Here is a 14,113-nt window from a genome sequence, read left to right on the forward strand (position 1 = left end):
TCGCCTCTCCCGCTCAGAGCACGCCGCGCGCCGCGAGCAGGTCCCGCAGCCGGTCGTGCGGGAGGGCCGGCGACCGGTGCCCGTCGCGCCCGATCATGGTGCGGGCGGCCAGCAGCGCGTTCAGCACCGCCTCCTCCACGGCCTGGACGACGGCCTCGTAGAACGGGTCGATCCGGTTCCACGGGACGAGCCGCAGCGTCTCGTAGCCGTCCTCCCCGGCCGGGAACCCGCCGGTCAGCGCGCCCGGGTTCGCGGTGGAGAAGGCCAGGAAGATGTCCCCGGAGGAGTGCTGGCCGTAGGTGCCGGTGCGGGCCAGGCCGAGCGGGACGCGGCGGGCGAGCGCGGTGCACTGCCCGGGGATCAGCGGCGCGTCCGTCGCGACGACCGCGATGACCGAGCCGGCGCCGGCGAGGCCGAGCCAGTCGGTGTCCTCCATCGGGTTGTCGTCGGCGAGCGCCGCCCCGGTGGGGACGCCGCAGACGGTGAGGTCCTTGCGGGAGCCGAAGTTCGCCTGGACGAACGCGCCGACCGTGTACGCCTCGCCCGCGTACCGCACGACCCGCGAGGACGTGCCGTTGCCGCCCTTGAAGCCGTAGCAGTTCATGCCGGTGCCGCCGCCGGCGTTGCCCTCCTCGACCGGGCAGCCGCGCGCCGCGTCCAGCGCCTGGACGGCGTGCTCGGGCCGCACGTGGGCGCCGCCGACGTCGTTGAGGTAGCCGTCCCAGGTCTCGGCGACGACGGGCAGCATCCAGTCCTGCGAGCCCGGGCACTCGCGGAGCATCCAGTCGATGGCGCCGCGGTGGCAGGTCCCGACCGCGTGCGTGTTGGTGATCAGCACGGGGGTGTTCAGCGCGCCGGTCTCGGCGAGCCAGTGCGTGCCGGTCATCTCACCGTTGCCGTTCAGCGAGTACACCCCGGCCGCGCACGCGTCGGTGAGGCCCGACCGGCCGCGCGGCAGCAGCGCCGTGACGCCCGTGCGGACGGGGCCCTCCCCCGGGCGCAGCGGGCCGTCCCCGGAGATCAGCGTGACGCAGCCGACCTCGACGCCGGGCACGTCGGTGATCGCGTTGAGCGGGCCGGTGTCGCCGGGCAGCGGCAGGCCGAGGGCGCGGGCGCGGGTCATGGATCACCTTCCAGGTCGAGGTCGGCGGGGTCGCGGCCGGTGGCGTCGGCGGCGTAGCCGCGCAGCAGCCGCGCGGCGAGCGCGGCGTCGACGGCGGGCACGGCGTTGACGATGTGGAGCCCGTACCCGTCCTCCAGCGCGACGAGGTTGCGGGCGATCTCGGCGGCGCCGCGGGACAGGGTGAACGCGCCGGTCGCGGCCCCGGACTCCAGGATCGCGGCGTAGATGCCGGTCTGCCGCTCGAACAGCCGGATGTGCTCGGCCGCGTACGCGGGGTCGCGGCGCGAGACGGTGCCGAGCTCGTACAGCAGCACGCACAGCTCGTCGCCGGGCCCGGACGGCAGCCCGCTGGCGATCATCGCGGCGAGCCGGCGGCACGGGTCCGGCTCGTCGCGCACCGCCGCCTCGCGGGCCGCGCAGAACCGGTCGACGGCCTCGCGCTGCACCTCGCGCAGCAGGTCGGCCAGCGTCGGGAAGTAGTACAGGACCGAGCCGGACGACATCGCGGCCCGGTCGGCGACGTCGCGCAGCCGCAGGCCGAGCATGCCGCGCTCGGCGACCGCGCGCCGCGCGGCGGCGACGAGCTCGGTGCGCTTCTCCGCCGCCCTGCTGGGTCGTGCCATGCTCGACATTCTCCGAAGATCATTCAGACAATTCAAGTCAGAGCGCGGGCTCACGGATTCGAGACCGAGATGTGACGGACGGCTCGCTTGACCGTGCCGCCCGGAGTTCTTTGATACTCGTTCAAAGAACTCCGTCGGGAGGTGCCTCCATGGCCGCATCCGAAACCCGCCCGCCGGCCGCCGCCGGCCGGCCCCCGGCCCTGCACCGGGGGCTGCGCACCCTCGGCGCGCTGCTCATCGTGCTGTCCGCGGTCACGCCCGCCTCGTCGGTGTTCATCATCGCGCCGGGGGTGATCGCGCAGGCCGGCACCGGCGCGTTCTGGAGCTTCGCGGCGGCGGGCGCCGTCGGCGTCCTCATGGCGTTCGTGTACGCCGAGCTGTCCTCGGCCTACCCGCTGACCGGCGGCGAGTACGCCATCGTCGGCCGCACCCTCGGCCGGCTGCCGGGGTTCGTGGTGCTCGGGCTGATCCTGATCACCCAGCTGCTGATCCTCGCGGTGATCGCGCTCGGCGTCGGCACCTACCTCGGCGTGCTCGTGCACGGCCTGGACGGCCCGGTCGCCGCCGCGGTCGCGGTCGCCGTCGCCACCGTCGTCGCGATCTTCGACATCAAGGTCAACGCCCTGGTCACCGGGGTCTTCCTTGCGATCGAGATGGCCGCGCTGCTGGTGCTGTCCGGCCTCGGTTTCCTGCACGTGCAGCGGCCGTTCACCGACCTGCTCGCGCATCCGGTCGCCGCGGCGGACGGCGGGGGCCTCGCCGCCGCGTCCGCCGGGCTGATCGCCGCCGCGACCGCCGTCGCGATCTTCGCCTACAACGGCTACGGCTCCGCGGTGTACTTCGGCGAGGAGACCCACGACGCGCAGCGCGCCGTCGCCCGCACGATCCTGTGGGCGCTCGGCATCACCGTCGCGGCCGAGCTGGTCCCGGTCACCGCCGTGCTGCTCGGCGCCCCCGACCTGAAGGAGCTGCTGGGCTCGGACGCGATGCTGGAGTACTTCATCACCGCGCGCGGCGGCCACGCCCTCAACACGGTGATCAGCCTGGCGATCGCGCTGGCCATCCTGAACGCGGTCATCGCGATCATGCTGCTGACCGCCCGGCTGGTCTTCAGCTCCGGCCGGGACGGCACCTGGACGCCGCGGATCGACGGGGCGCTCACCGCCGTCCACCCCCGGTTCGGCACCCCGTGGGTCGCCACCGTCGCCACCGGCGTGCTCAGCGCCGCCGCCTGCTTCCTGGAGGAGAAGTTCCTGCTCGTCGTCACCGGCACGTCCCTGGTCGCGGTGTACGCGGCGCTGTGCCTGGCCGTGATCGCCGGCCGGCGCAACGGGACGACCGCGCACGCGAAGTACCGGATGCCGTGGTTCCCGGTCGCGCCGGTCGCCGCGCTCGGCGCCCTCGGGTACGTGATCTACCAGAACGCCAAGGACCCCGAGGTCGGGCGGCCGAGCCTGATCGTCACGGTCGTGGTGATGGCGGTGTCGGCGGGGTACTTCGCGCTCGTCCTGCGCCGCCGCGGCGGCTGGGAGCTGAAGGACGGGCAGGAAGGCTAGCGCTCGTCGGCCATGACGTAGTCGCCGGCCTCCAGGCGCTCGATGAGGCCGCGGGTCCACCGCATGGCCGAGTCGGCGGAGTGCACCCACCAGCCGAGCAGCTCGTGCAGGTGCGCGGGGTCCGCCGGCGCCTCGTACAGCGGCATGACGTTGGCGCGCCGGGCGGCCAGGCCGTCCAGCCGCTGCCGGAGCAGCTCGATCGCCTCCGGGCGGGTCAGCTCGGCCAGGAAGGCCAGCCCGGCCGTCAGCATCTCCGGGTGCCGGACGTCCACCGTCGAGATCGCGCAGCGCAGCAGCCGGAAGAACTCCTCGCGGCCCGCGTCGGTGATCTCGTAGTCGGTGTGCGGCGGCCCGGCGTCGCTCTCCTCCACGTCGTGCGCGAGCAGCAGGCCCTCCTTGGCCAGCTGCCGCAGCGCGTGGTAGATCGAGCCCGGGTTCACGTGGGCCCACTCGTCCGAGCCCCAGGAGATCAGCTCCCGGCGGACCTCGTACCCGTGGGCGCAGCCGAACCGCCGCACCCCGCCGAGGACCAGCAGCCGCGTCGCCGACATCATCACCCTTCCCCTGATCGAGCCGAGGTTCAGGGTAGAGCGTGCGCGGGGTCCCCGGCGCCGCGGGCACCGGCTAGCCGCGCAGGGCGGCCAGGTCCTCGGGCGTGAGGCGCAGCCGCGCGGCGGCCATGTTCTCCTCCAGATGGGCGGGGGAGCCGGTGCCGGGGATGGCCAGCATCACCGGTGACAGGGCGAGCAGGCCCGCCAGCAGCACCTGCGGGACGGTGGCGCCGTGTCGGGCGGCGACCGCCTTGACGCGGTCGTCGTCGGGGATACCGAACCCGCCGAGCGGGAAGTAGGGGACGTAGGCGATGCCGTCGCGCGCGCAGATCTCCAGCATCTCGGTGTCCGCGGCCTGGGTGATGTCGAACCGGTTCTGGACCGCCGTGACGGGCGCGATCGTCCGGGCCTCGGCGAGCTGGGCGGTGTCGACGTGGCTGAGCCCGAGATGCCGGATCAGCCCCTCCTCGCGCAGCCCGGCGAGGATCTCGAACCGCTCCGCGATCGGGTCGTCGCCCGGCTCGTCCAGGCCGCCCGGCCGCAGGTAGACCAGGTCGAGGCTGTCGCGGCCCAGCTCGCGCAGGTTGCGCTCGACCTCGGCGCGCAGCCCGGACGCGGGGAGCTGGCCGGTGGGGATCGGGTCGTCCGGCCCCCGGTACGGGCCGACCTTCGTGGCGATGACGAGGCCGTCGGGGTAGGGCGACAGCGCCGTGCGGATCAGCTCGTTCGCCGCCAGGCCGGACTGGTGGTAGTAGAACGCGGCGGTGTCGACGTGGTCGGCGCCCAGCTCGACGGCGCGGCGCAGCACCCGCAGGGCCGTGTCGCGGTCGTTGGGCGGGCCGTCCAGGGTGCTGACGGGCAGCCGCATCGCGCCGAAGCCCATCCGCCGGACCCGCAGGTCGCCGCCGATGTGGAAGTGGTCGTTAGCAGTGGTCGGTGTCGTCATGGGTCCCACTGTGCTGCGGTGATCCGGTCGGGACGAGGCGGTGGCAGCTTGCTGCCAGCCTGCGCCCCGCATGGCAGACTTGGCGGTGATGACGGTGGACATGGACCGGAACGTGGTCCTGCGCGGCGAGCAGGAGCTGGCCGAGCGGGCGTGGCGGCTGTTCCAGGCGCGCGAGGAGTTCGCCTGCGCCGCGACGGACATGACCACCTGGGCGATGCCCGGCGTCCGGGAGCGGATCGTGGCCGACCGGCACTGGAACGCGCCCGGCGGCATCACCGTCCGCAAGCTGTACACCCCCGCCGCGCTCGCCGACGAGGAGTCCGAGCGCGAGCTGATCCGGCTCGCGGACGGCGGGGTGCGGGTGCGGATCTGCACCGCGCCGCTGCCGCACGAGACGATCATCGTGGACCACCGGACCGCGATCCTCGCCGGACCGCCGGAGCGGGGCGTGCGCGAGTACACCGTCGTCCGGTCGCCCAGCGTGGTGAAGGGCGTGATCTCACTCTTCCGGGCGACCTGGGAGACCTCCGCCGACCTCGCCGACTTCCGGCGCGAGCGGCCGCCCGCGCTCAGCGAGGAGAGCCGGCACATCCTGCGGCTGCTCGCCGGCGGGCTGAAGGACGAGGCCGCCGCCCGGCAGCTCGGCATGTCGCTGCGCACCTACCGGCGCCGGGTCGCCGAGATCCTCACGCTGCTGGACGCCGGGTCGCGTTTCCAGGCGGGCCTGCGCGCCCAGGAGTTCGGCCTGCTGGGCTGACCGCCGGCGGCGCGGACGCGCGTCGAGACGTTCCCGCGTCCGTCAGACCGGCGTCCGTCAGACCTCCTCCCTGATCCGCCGCAGCAGCGACTCGTCCGCGATCTTGTGGTCGGCGGCCAGCAGCACCGCCTTGCTGACGATCAGCGACAGCCGCTCGTCCTCGAACGGCAGGAACAGCCCGGACTGCCCGATGCGGCGGGACGGCACCACGCGCAGCCGCGCGCCGTCCGGCTCCATCCGCACCTGCGCGGTGCCGAGGTGGATCCGGTAGGTGCGCAGCTCGCCCCGGACGGCGAGGAACCGGTCCTCCAGCGAGCACCGATCGGCGATCCTCGTGCCGGGCAGGACGCGCTCCAGCACGGCGCGCCGCACCTCGGCGGCGGCGCCCGGCCGCCCGAACGCCGCCTCCCGCCGGTAGTGCAGGTGGTGGCGGTCCTCGCCGTCCGGCCAGTCCGGGTCGGCGGCGATCGACGCCCCGTCCACGAACAGGCCGACGTCCCGCATCGCCTCGCCGAACACCAGCGGTGGCGCGCCGGCGAGGCCCGCGCGGCTCCAGTGCCGGCGGTCCCGGTGCTCGAACCGCACGTCGCCGGTGATCACGTGCTCGGGCTGCCCGGCGGCGTCGGCGGGGTCGTAGCGCAGCACCGCGCGCCATCCGCCGCCGAGGACGCGGCGCGCCGCCGGCTGGAAGCCGCCGTGCGGCCGGCCCCGGTGGTCGGGCCGCCAGCCGCGTTCCCGGAACAGCTCCCGCAGCCGCGCGTACCGGACGATGTGCCCCGCGAACCGGTCGGAGCGCAGGGCGCCCGCCTCGTCCGGGCCGAGCACGCAGACCTCGCGGAACGCCTGCCGGAAGGCCTGCACCATCCGGTTGTCGATCACGAAGTCGCGCCAGGCCCGCACCGCGGCGGGCCGCGCCCGCGCCGGATGCCACAGCCGCACCGGCGCGCCGTCCGGCGGGACGGGCAGCGCCCGGCCGTCCACCGTCACCAGCACGCCGTCGCCCGGCGTCGCCGCGTGCCAGATCCCGTCCGGGTCCTGGAACTCCCAGATCAGGCCGCGGGCCACGGCGCCGCTCACCGGGTGGTCGAGCCACTCGCGCCGCCACGCGCCGTGCCGCCAGGCCCGCCCGTCCGCCGCCATCAGCGCCTCGGCGCCCTCGCGCTCGCCCGCGAGCGTGCCCCGCACGTGCTTGGCGAGCGCCTTGAGCTCCCTGACCTCCGCGGCGTGCGGGACCTTGAGCGCGCCGGGGACGGTCGGCAGCGGGTACCCGTCCGCGCCGACGTAGTTCAGCCGCACGGTCAGCGGGTCCTCGATCGCGAGGACGGCCTGGTAGCCGCCGACGTCGCGGGCGAGGGAGCCGTCCGGGCCGAGGCCGTGCGCGGGCACCTGCGCCCCGCCCGGATCGCCGTCGCCGCCGCCGTCGGGGGGCGGATCCGCCGCCGGTGCGGTCCACGTCATCGGGGGCCGCCTCGTCGCGGGCCGCTTCCTTGCGGGCCACGGGCCGTCGAGCGCGGCCAGGTGCGCCCGGAGGTCGTCGAACATGTCGCGATCTTGGCAGATCCCTCCGCCGGAACCGGGCGGTTCGGTAAGGATCATCGGCCCGCCGGCGGCTGCCGCGGAATCGTCTCTGGTCAGTGACCTTCCGGTCACCTACGCTCGGGGAGACCGGGACAGAACGAGATTCGGGACGGCCCATGGCGCACAGCGTGGTGATCATCGGTAGCGGGTTCGGCGGCATCGGGATGGCGATCCGGCTGCGGCGGGCCGGCGTCCATGACGTGGTGATCCTGGAGAAGGCCGGCGGCCTCGGCGGCACCTGGCGCGACAACACCTACCCGGGCGCCGCCTGCGACGTCCCCTCCCACCTGTACTCCTTCTCCTTCGAGCGCAAGACCGACTGGACGCGGCGGTTCCCGCCGCAGCCGGAGATCCTCGACTACCTGTGGCACTGCGCCCGCAAGTACGGCGTGGTCGACAAGATCAGGTTCGGCACCGAGGTCACCGAGGCGCGCTTCGACGAGGACGCGGCGCTGTGGCGGGTGTCCACGACGACCGGCGAGCTGGACGCGCGGGTGCTGGTGTCGGCGTGCGGGCAGCTGAACCGGCCCGCGCTGCCGCCGATCGAGGGACGCGAGTCGTTCGCCGGGACGAGCTTCCACTCCTCCCGCTGGGACCACGGCACCGACCTGCGCGGCAAGCGGGTCGCGCTGGTGGGGACGGGCGCGAGCGCGATCCAGATCGTCCCGGAGATCGCCAAGGAGGCGGCGGAGCTGCGGCTGTTCCAGCGCTCCGCGCCGTACGTGATCGACAAGCCGGACCGGCCGTACCGGGCGTGGGAGAAGGCGGTCCTGAAGACCGTGCCCGGCGCGTACTCGCTGAGCCGGGCCCGGATCTACGCGATGTTCGAGTCGCGCGCCCTCGGCTTCGTGAAGTACCCGAAGCTGATGGGGCTCATGGAGAAGGGCTTCCGCAAGCATCTGGAGGAGCAGGTCGCCGACCCGGCGCTGCGCGGCCGGCTCGTCCCCGGCTACCGGATGGGATGCAAGCGGATCCTGCTGTCCGACACCTACTATCCGGCGCTGACCAGGCCGAACGTCCACCTGATCACCGACCCGATCGAGCGCGTCACGCCGTCCGGCATCGCGACGGCGCGCGAGCACCACGACGCGGACGTGATCGTCTACGCGACCGGCTTCCAGTCCACCGACTTCCTGTCCCCGATGAAGATCGTCGGGCGGGACGGCCGGGAGCTGAACGAGGCGTGGCGGGACGGCGCGCAGGCGCACCTCGGCATCACCGTCAGCGGCTTCCCCAACCTGTTCCTGCTGTACGGGCCGTACACCAACCTCGGCCACAACTCGATCATCTACATGCTGGAGTCGCAGTTCCGGTACGTGCTGGGCTGCGTGGAGGCGCTGCGCCGGCACGGCCTCGACTGGATCGACGTCAAGCCGGACGTGCAGGACGCCTTCACCCGCGAGATGCGGGAGCGGCTGCGCTCCACGGTGTGGGAGGCGGGCTGCCAGAGCTGGTACATGACCGCGGACGGCAAGGTGGTCAACAACTGGCCCGGCTTCACCTTCGCCTACCGCAACGCCACCCGCCGCCCCGACCCGCGCCATTTCACAGCGCGGCGCGCTACCGCCCGGTAGCCGCCGGGCCTAGGCTCGGGGACATGCCGACCGCCTTCATCACGGGCGCGACCGCGGGCATCGGCGCCGCGTTCGCCCGCCGCCTCGCCTCCGACGGGTTCGACCTGGTCCTGCTGGCCCGCGACACCGAACGGCTGGAGCGGACCGCCGACGGGCTGCGCGACCGGTACGGGGTGCGCGCCGAGACGCTGACCGCCGACCTGTCCACCGAGGCGGGGCTCTCCGCCGCCGAGGAGCGCACCCGCAAGGACGTCGACCTCCTGGTCAACAACGCCGGGTTCGGCCACAACGGCGTGTTCCTCGACGTACCGGTGTCGGACGAGATCACGATGCTGAAGGTGCACTGCGAGGCCGTCCTGCGGCTCACGCACGCGGCGCTGCCCGGGATGCTGGAGCGCGGCCGGGGCGGGATCGTCAACGTCTCGTCGGTCGCGGCGTTCGCGACGCGCGGCACCTACGGGGCGTCCAAGGCCTGGGTGGTGAACTTCAGCCAGGGCGTGAACGCCGACATCCGGCGCCGCTCGCGCGGGCGCGTCCGGGTTATGGCGCTCTGCCCCGGTTACACGCACACCGAGTTCCACCAGCGGGCGAACATGGACATGTCCGGTCTGCCGGAGTTCCTGTGGCTGAAGGACGACGACGTGGTGGACGCGGGGCTGCGCGACCTGCGGCGCGGCGTGCAGGTCAGCGTGCCGGGCGCGCAGTACAAGGCGATCGTGGGGCTCACCCGGTTCGTGCCGCGCGGCCTGGTCGCCCGGCTGTCGTCCGACACGGGCCGTAACTACGATTGATCAAGCGGTCAAGCGCCGCGGTCTTGTCACTTGGGGACGAAGGCGGCATGTTGGACTTCCGGCGGTTCTCAGGCGCGCGAAACCCCGGGTCCACCCGCCCGCAATCCGCCGAGAGGTCCCCCGATGGGTCACGACCTGGGTTACGCCGCCCTCGCTCTGATCGCGACCACCGTCTACTACATCGCCTTCCTCGTGTTCCGCCTGTCCGCGCGCCGGATGGAGCCGCTGCGCGGAAGCCGCCCGTTCCACGTCGCCCGGCTGATGCTCACCGACCCGGTCTGGCTGGGCGGCGGGCTGCTGCTGTTCCTCGGCCTCGGCTACGAGGTCGTGGCGTTCCAGGAGATGCCGCTGGCCGTGGCGCAGCCGATCTTCGCGGTCAGCCTGGTGTGCCTCGTCGGGTACGCGGTCTGGTTCCTCGGCGAGCGGCTCAGCCTCCGGGAGTGGGCGAGCGTCGCGCTGTTCGTGCTGGCCACCGTGCTGATCGGGCTGTCGGCCACCGGTGAGGGCACGCCCGCGGCGGACGCCACGCTCGCCGGCACCCTGCGCGCGCCGTGGACGATGCTGGCGATCTGCGCGCCCGCGGTCGTCGCCGCCGGGCTGGTGTGGCTGGTCGGGGACCGGCGCGCCGGCGGCCGGCACGCCCGCAAGCTCGCCGGGGTCGCCTACGGCATCGGCGCGGGCGCCTGCGCCGGGCTCGCCGAGGCCGGCATCCGCGGCATCTCGATCGTCTACGCCGACACCGGCAGCGTGCGCGCCGTCCTGGAATCGGCCTACCCGTACCTGACGCTCGGGCTGGCCGCGATCGCGCTCGGGCAGTTGCAGATCGCGCTGCAGCGCTGCCGCATCGCGATCGTCGCCGTCGTGCTGACCGTCATCGGCCGCACCTACCTCATCATCAGCAGCACCGTCCTGTTCGGCGAGGACTGGCCCCGCGACTCGCTGCCGTTCCTGCTGCGCGCGGGCGGGTTCGTGCTGGCGCTGGTCGCGCTGGTGACCTTCCCCCGCTACGAGGAGCCCGGCGCCACCGGCGCGCTGCCGGAGCGGGCCGCGCGCCGCAGGGGCGTGCGCGCCGTGCCTTGATCCCCTAGATTGCCGGAATGGCCCTCCCCTCCGCCCGCGGAGCGCGATCCGGCCGGGCCCTCGGCACGGCCGCGCTCGCGACCGCCGCCCTCGGCGCCTGCCTGCTCCCCCTCACCGCCTCCCCCGCGTCCGCCGTGGTCGGCGGAAAGCCCGCCTCCGCCGCCTCCTACCCGTGGCTGGCGGCGGTCGGCTCGCCGGTCTTCTTCGTCCGCCCGGCGGGCCAGTTCTGCGGCGGCGTGCTCATCAAGCCCGACACGGTCCTCACCGCCGGGCACTGCGTGGCGTTCCTGCGCGCGGCGCCCGGCCTGATGAAGGTCACGTTCGGCCGCGACGACCTGACCGGCAAGGGCGGCGAGACCGTGGACGTGAAGTCGCTGCGGATGCACCCGAAGTACAGCGAGACGACGTTCAAGGGCACGACGGCCAGCCACCACGACCTGGCCGTCCTGACCCTGGCGCGGCGCGTGAACCGGCCGACCGTCGCGCTCGCCGCCCCCGGACCGGCGAGGAGCGGTGTGATCGCCGGCTGGGGCACCACGTCCGAGACCGACTACTTCAACACCCGGCTGCGCTCGGTCACGGTGCCGCTGCCCGGCGATGCCGCCTGCGAGAAGGCCTACGGCGACGACTACGACGCGTCCGACAACGTCTGCGCCGGGTCGCCGCAGGCCGACAGCTGCCTGTTCGACAGCGGCGGCCCGCTGCTGGCCGGCGGCCGCGTGATCGGCCTCACCTCGTGGGGCTACGGCTGCGCCAAGCCCGGCTACCCCGGCATCTACACCCGCGTCACCGACCTGCCCTGAGCCGCGGAGGCGGCACCGAACAGGCCGGAAGCGGGCAGCGGTTGGCGCCGCCGGCCCGCCTGCCGCGATGCTGTGACCCATGCGCGTATTGGTGACGGGGGCGGCGGGTTACATCGGGTACGCGGTCGGGCGGCGGCTGGTCGCCGCCGGGCACGACGTCGACGGGCTGGTGCGGCGGGACGCCGAACTGCCGGACGGGGTACGGCCCGTCCGCGGGGACGTGCTCGACCCCGGGTCGCTGCCGTCCGGGCCGTACGACGGGGTCTGCCATCTCGCGGCCCTCACCCGCGTCCGCGAGTCGTTCGAGGAGCCGCTGCGCTTCTTCACCGCCAACGTCCAGGGGACGGTCAACGTGCTGCGCGCCGCCGCCGGCGCGCGGGTGGTGTTCGGGTCGACGGCCGCGGTGTACGGGACGCCCGAGCGGCAGCCGATCCCCGAGACCGAGGCCACCGCGCCGTCCAACCCGTACGGGGCCTCTAAGCTGGCCGCCGAGCAGGCCGTCCGCTACCACGCCCGCACCGGCGCGATCGGCGCGGTCGTGCTGCGGACGTTCAACGTCGCCGGGTCGGTGGACGGCCGCGTCGACCCCGACGAGACCCGGCTGATCCCCAAGGCGCTCGCGGTGGCCGCGGGCCATGCGCCACGGCTGGAGATCAACGGTGACGGGCTGGCCGTCCGCGAGTTCCTGCACGTCGACGATCTCGCCGCCGCCTACGTCCGCGCGCTGGAGGCGGTGAACCTCGGCGAGGACCGGGTCTACAACACCGGCAGCGGCACCGGGACCGCCGTCCACGAGGTGGTCGCGGCGGTCGAGGAGGTCACCGGGCGGCCCGTCCCGACGCTGCGCCGCCCGCCGCAGCCGGAGCCGCCCGTGCTGGTCTGCGACCCGGCCGCGATCCGCGCCGAACTGGGCTGGCTGCCGGAGCGCTCGTCCCTCCCGGAGATCATCGCGGGCTCGTGGGCCGCCCTCACCCGCGCGGGCGGATAAACTCTCCAGCGTGTCCGACCCGAAGTTCGAAGTCCAGATGCTGCACGACCGCGTCATGATCAAGGTAGAGAAGGACGCCGGCGAGCGCCGCAGCAGCTCCGGCATCGTGATCCCGGCGACCGTCGAGCAGGCCAACCGGCTGGCGTGGGGCGAGGTGTGCGGGGTCGGCCACCACGTCCGGACCGTCAAGGTCGGCGACCGCGTCCTGTTCCACCCCGGCGACCAGTACGAGGTCGAGATCCAGGGCGAGAACTACCTCGTCATGCGCGAGCGCGACCTGCACGCCGTCGCCAGCGAGCGCCCCGAGCACGGCACCGGCCTCTACCTCTGACCGCCCGCGTCACCGCTCGGCGACGTCCATGAGGATGTCGTCGGCGGCCCACAGGACGAAGCGCTCCACGGGCGTGACGGTCTGCCCGGGCGCGAGGTCGAACCGGAACCGCTTCAGCAGGACCGCCAGCACCAGCTCGGCCTCGACCATCGCCAGGGCGGAGCCCTCGCAGCTGCGCGGGCCGACGCCGAAGGGGATGTAGGCGAGCCGGGGCCGTCCCGCCGACGCCTCCGGGCCGAACCGGCCGGGATCGAACGCCTGCGGGTCGGGCCAGTACTCGGGGTTCAGGTGCACGGCCCAGAACGGGTAGAAGATCGTCGTGCCCGCGGGGACGGTGTACGGGCCGAGTTCGACGTCCTCGGTGGCCTCCCGGGCGCCGTACGGGCCCGGCGGGTACAGCCGCATCGCCTCCTTGAGCGCCATCTCCAGGTGCGTCAGCCGCTTCAGGTCGCCGTACTCGGGGACGTCGCGGTCGCCGAGGACCGCGTCCACCTCGGCGCGCACCCGGTCGGCCGCGTCGGGGTGCCGGGCCAGCAGGTACAGCGTCCAGGAGATGGCGACGCCGGTGGTGTGGTGGGCGGCCAGCATGGTCATCAGCACCGTGTCGCGGATCCGCGCCGGGGACTCCCCGGCCGCCGACAGCGCCCCGATCAGGTCGCTGCGCTCGGCCTGCTCGCCGGTGCCGCGCCCGCGGTGCGCGGCGAGCACCCCGTCGACGGTCGAGCGCAGGTAAGTGAGGGCCTCCTCGGCGCGGCGCGTCCCCTCCGGGTCGTTCGCGCCGGCCCGGGCCAGGTACTCGGTGAGGACGACCTCGAACGCCGACACGACCCGCGCGGCGGAGCCGGCCGACTCCAGGCCGCTGCCGAGCGCGTACCGGCAGATCATCTGGAGCGACAGCTCGCTGAGGTCCTTCTGCAGGGCGATCGGCCCCTCGGCCGCGCGCGCCGCCCACCGGTCGGCCAGGTCGGAGGCCAGGCCGGTGAAGGCCGCGAAGTGCGCCTCGTGCGAGGGGCGTCCGGCCAGCACCGACAGCATCACCCGCCGCCAGGGGCCGTGCTCGCTCGCCGGGATCGTCTGCAGGTTGCCCGACTCCTGCAGCGGGGCCAGGAACTCGAACAGCTTCTCCGGCCGCCTGTCGATCCTCGCGGTGGCCTCCAGCAGCACCGGGTCCGCGACCGACACCGCCTCCCCCGCGCCCGGCAGCGGGAACCGCACGACCGGCCCGTACTCGGCGTGCAGCCGCAACTGGTAATTGTGCAGCCCGCCCGCCTCCGCGAGGGCGGCGCCGCCGTCGCCGTCCGCGGGCGGTCCGGGAATCTCCGATGAGCCCCTGCCGTCGCCTCGCATTGCGCTCTCCCGCGTGCAGATCATCGATTCGGTTGTTTCGCGAAGGCCGCAATGCTTACATATTC

Annotated in this window: 14 protein-coding genes; 8 read left to right on the forward strand and 6 right to left on the reverse strand. The window is 74.0% G+C overall.

Annotated features, from left to right (window positions below; translation table 11 throughout):
* Nucleotides 1-13: 13 nt before the first annotated feature.
* On the reverse strand, nucleotides 14-1,123 hold the full coding sequence (locus QP089_RS35175; RefSeq protein ID WP_285917687.1) for a DmpA family aminopeptidase: 1,110 nt from the start codon (nucleotides 1,121-1,123) through the stop codon (nucleotides 14-16).
* A complete protein-coding gene (locus tag QP089_RS35180; protein ID WP_285917689.1) occupies nucleotides 1,120-1,746 on the reverse strand; it encodes a TetR/AcrR family transcriptional regulator in 627 nt (208 codons plus the stop codon). The genes QP089_RS35175 and QP089_RS35180 overlap by 4 nt, the downstream gene beginning before the upstream one ends.
* A 149-nt stretch (nucleotides 1,747-1,895) precedes the next feature.
* Here QP089_RS35180 and QP089_RS35185 point away from each other — a divergent pair, with 149 nt between their 5' ends.
* Complete coding sequence (locus QP089_RS35185) at nucleotides 1,896-3,302, forward strand: APC family permease (RefSeq protein ID WP_285917691.1); 1,407 nt, start codon at nucleotides 1,896-1,898, stop codon at nucleotides 3,300-3,302.
* Here QP089_RS35185 and QP089_RS35190 read toward each other — a convergent pair.
* Complete coding sequence (locus tag QP089_RS35190) at nucleotides 3,299-3,856, reverse strand: PadR family transcriptional regulator (protein ID WP_285917693.1); 558 nt, start codon at nucleotides 3,854-3,856, stop codon at nucleotides 3,299-3,301. The genes QP089_RS35185 and QP089_RS35190 overlap by 4 nt on opposite strands.
* A gap of 70 nt (nucleotides 3,857-3,926) precedes the next feature.
* Nucleotides 3,927-4,799: an oxidoreductase gene (locus tag QP089_RS35195; protein WP_285917695.1), complete on the reverse strand. Its 873-nt coding sequence runs from the start codon at nucleotides 4,797-4,799 to the stop codon at nucleotides 3,927-3,929.
* Nucleotides 4,800-4,869: 70 nt separating this feature from the next.
* On the opposite strand from QP089_RS35195, the gene QP089_RS35200 reads away from it, so the two are divergent.
* Nucleotides 4,870-5,556, forward strand: coding sequence for a helix-turn-helix transcriptional regulator (locus QP089_RS35200; protein WP_285917698.1), 687 nt, complete (start codon nucleotides 4,870-4,872; stop codon nucleotides 5,554-5,556).
* Nucleotides 5,557-5,613: 57 nt separating this feature from the next.
* On the opposite strand, the gene QP089_RS35205 is transcribed toward QP089_RS35200, so the two are convergent.
* Nucleotides 5,614-7,098 carry a DUF4132 domain-containing protein gene (locus tag QP089_RS35205; RefSeq protein ID WP_285917699.1) on the reverse strand — a complete coding sequence of 495 codons (1,485 nt, stop codon included), beginning with the start codon at nucleotides 7,096-7,098 and terminating at the stop codon, nucleotides 5,614-5,616.
* A 152-nt stretch (nucleotides 7,099-7,250) separates the two neighbouring features.
* Between QP089_RS35205 and QP089_RS35210 the strand changes: the two genes are divergently transcribed.
* The 6 genes from QP089_RS35210 to QP089_RS35235 all read left to right on the forward strand — a co-directional run bounded on the left by QP089_RS35210 (nucleotide 7,251) and on the right by QP089_RS35235 (nucleotide 12,701).
* The gene (locus tag QP089_RS35210; protein ID WP_285917701.1) at nucleotides 7,251-8,708 is read left to right on the forward strand and encodes a flavin-containing monooxygenase; all 1,458 of its coding nucleotides are present in this window, start codon (nucleotides 7,251-7,253) and stop codon (nucleotides 8,706-8,708) included.
* Between the two features lie 23 nt (nucleotides 8,709-8,731).
* Nucleotides 8,732-9,499, forward strand: coding sequence for an SDR family NAD(P)-dependent oxidoreductase (locus tag QP089_RS35215; RefSeq protein ID WP_285917703.1), 768 nt, complete (start codon nucleotides 8,732-8,734; stop codon nucleotides 9,497-9,499).
* 123 nt (nucleotides 9,500-9,622) lie between these two features.
* Entirely contained in the window at nucleotides 9,623-10,579 is a 957-nt protein-coding gene (locus QP089_RS35220) for a DMT family transporter (RefSeq protein WP_285917704.1), read from the forward strand.
* A 17-nt stretch (nucleotides 10,580-10,596) separates the two neighbouring features.
* A complete protein-coding gene (locus tag QP089_RS35225; RefSeq protein WP_285917705.1) occupies nucleotides 10,597-11,382 on the forward strand; it encodes a serine protease in 786 nt (261 codons plus the stop codon).
* Nucleotides 11,383-11,461: 79 nt separating this feature from the next.
* Nucleotides 11,462-12,370 (forward strand): NAD-dependent epimerase/dehydratase family protein, encoded by a 909-nt coding sequence (locus tag QP089_RS35230; RefSeq protein WP_285917706.1) that lies wholly within the window; start codon nucleotides 11,462-11,464, stop codon nucleotides 12,368-12,370.
* 10 nt (nucleotides 12,371-12,380) lie between these two features.
* Nucleotides 12,381-12,701 carry a GroES family chaperonin gene (locus tag QP089_RS35235; RefSeq protein WP_285917707.1) on the forward strand — a complete coding sequence of 107 codons (321 nt, stop codon included), beginning with the start codon at nucleotides 12,381-12,383 and terminating at the stop codon, nucleotides 12,699-12,701.
* A 9-nt stretch (nucleotides 12,702-12,710) separates the two neighbouring features.
* Here the strand turns inward: QP089_RS35235 and QP089_RS35240 are convergent, their stop codons facing one another.
* Nucleotides 12,711-14,048 (reverse strand): cytochrome P450, encoded by a 1,338-nt coding sequence (locus QP089_RS35240; RefSeq protein WP_285917710.1) that lies wholly within the window; start codon nucleotides 14,046-14,048, stop codon nucleotides 12,711-12,713.
* Nucleotides 14,049-14,113: the final 65 nt, after the last annotated feature.

It is taken from the genome of Actinomadura opuntiae (assembly GCF_030283205.1).
In the GTDB taxonomy this organism is placed as follows: domain Bacteria; phylum Actinomycetota; class Actinomycetes; order Streptosporangiales; family Streptosporangiaceae; genus Spirillospora.

What these genes read in the sequence shown, in the direction of transcription:
- QP089_RS35175 (WP_285917687.1), bottom strand. Translation starts at nt 1,123, where the DNA reads ATGACCCGCGCCCGCGCCCTCGGCCTGCCGCTGCCCGGCGACACCGGC.
- QP089_RS35180 (WP_285917689.1), bottom strand. Translation starts at nt 1,746, where the DNA reads ATGGCACGACCCAGCAGGGCGGCGGAGAAGCGCACCGAGCTCGTCGCC.
- QP089_RS35185 (WP_285917691.1), top strand. Translation starts at nt 1,896, where the DNA reads ATGGCCGCATCCGAAACCCGCCCGCCGGCCGCCGCCGGCCGGCCCCCG.
- QP089_RS35190 (WP_285917693.1), bottom strand. Translation starts at nt 3,856, where the DNA reads ATGATGTCGGCGACGCGGCTGCTGGTCCTCGGCGGGGTGCGGCGGTTC.
- QP089_RS35195 (WP_285917695.1), bottom strand. Translation starts at nt 4,799, where the DNA reads ATGACGACACCGACCACTGCTAACGACCACTTCCACATCGGCGGCGAC.
- QP089_RS35200 (WP_285917698.1), top strand. Translation starts at nt 4,870, where the DNA reads ATGGCAGACTTGGCGGTGATGACGGTGGACATGGACCGGAACGTGGTC.
- QP089_RS35205 (WP_285917699.1), bottom strand. Translation starts at nt 7,098, where the DNA reads ATGTTCGACGACCTCCGGGCGCACCTGGCCGCGCTCGACGGCCCGTGG.
- QP089_RS35210 (WP_285917701.1), top strand. Translation starts at nt 7,251, where the DNA reads ATGGCGCACAGCGTGGTGATCATCGGTAGCGGGTTCGGCGGCATCGGG.
- QP089_RS35215 (WP_285917703.1), top strand. Translation starts at nt 8,732, where the DNA reads ATGCCGACCGCCTTCATCACGGGCGCGACCGCGGGCATCGGCGCCGCG.
- QP089_RS35220 (WP_285917704.1), top strand. Translation starts at nt 9,623, where the DNA reads ATGGGTCACGACCTGGGTTACGCCGCCCTCGCTCTGATCGCGACCACC.
- QP089_RS35225 (WP_285917705.1), top strand. Translation starts at nt 10,597, where the DNA reads ATGGCCCTCCCCTCCGCCCGCGGAGCGCGATCCGGCCGGGCCCTCGGC.
- QP089_RS35230 (WP_285917706.1), top strand. Translation starts at nt 11,462, where the DNA reads ATGCGCGTATTGGTGACGGGGGCGGCGGGTTACATCGGGTACGCGGTC.
- QP089_RS35240 (WP_285917710.1), bottom strand. Translation starts at nt 14,048, where the DNA reads ATGCGAGGCGACGGCAGGGGCTCATCGGAGATTCCCGGACCGCCCGCG.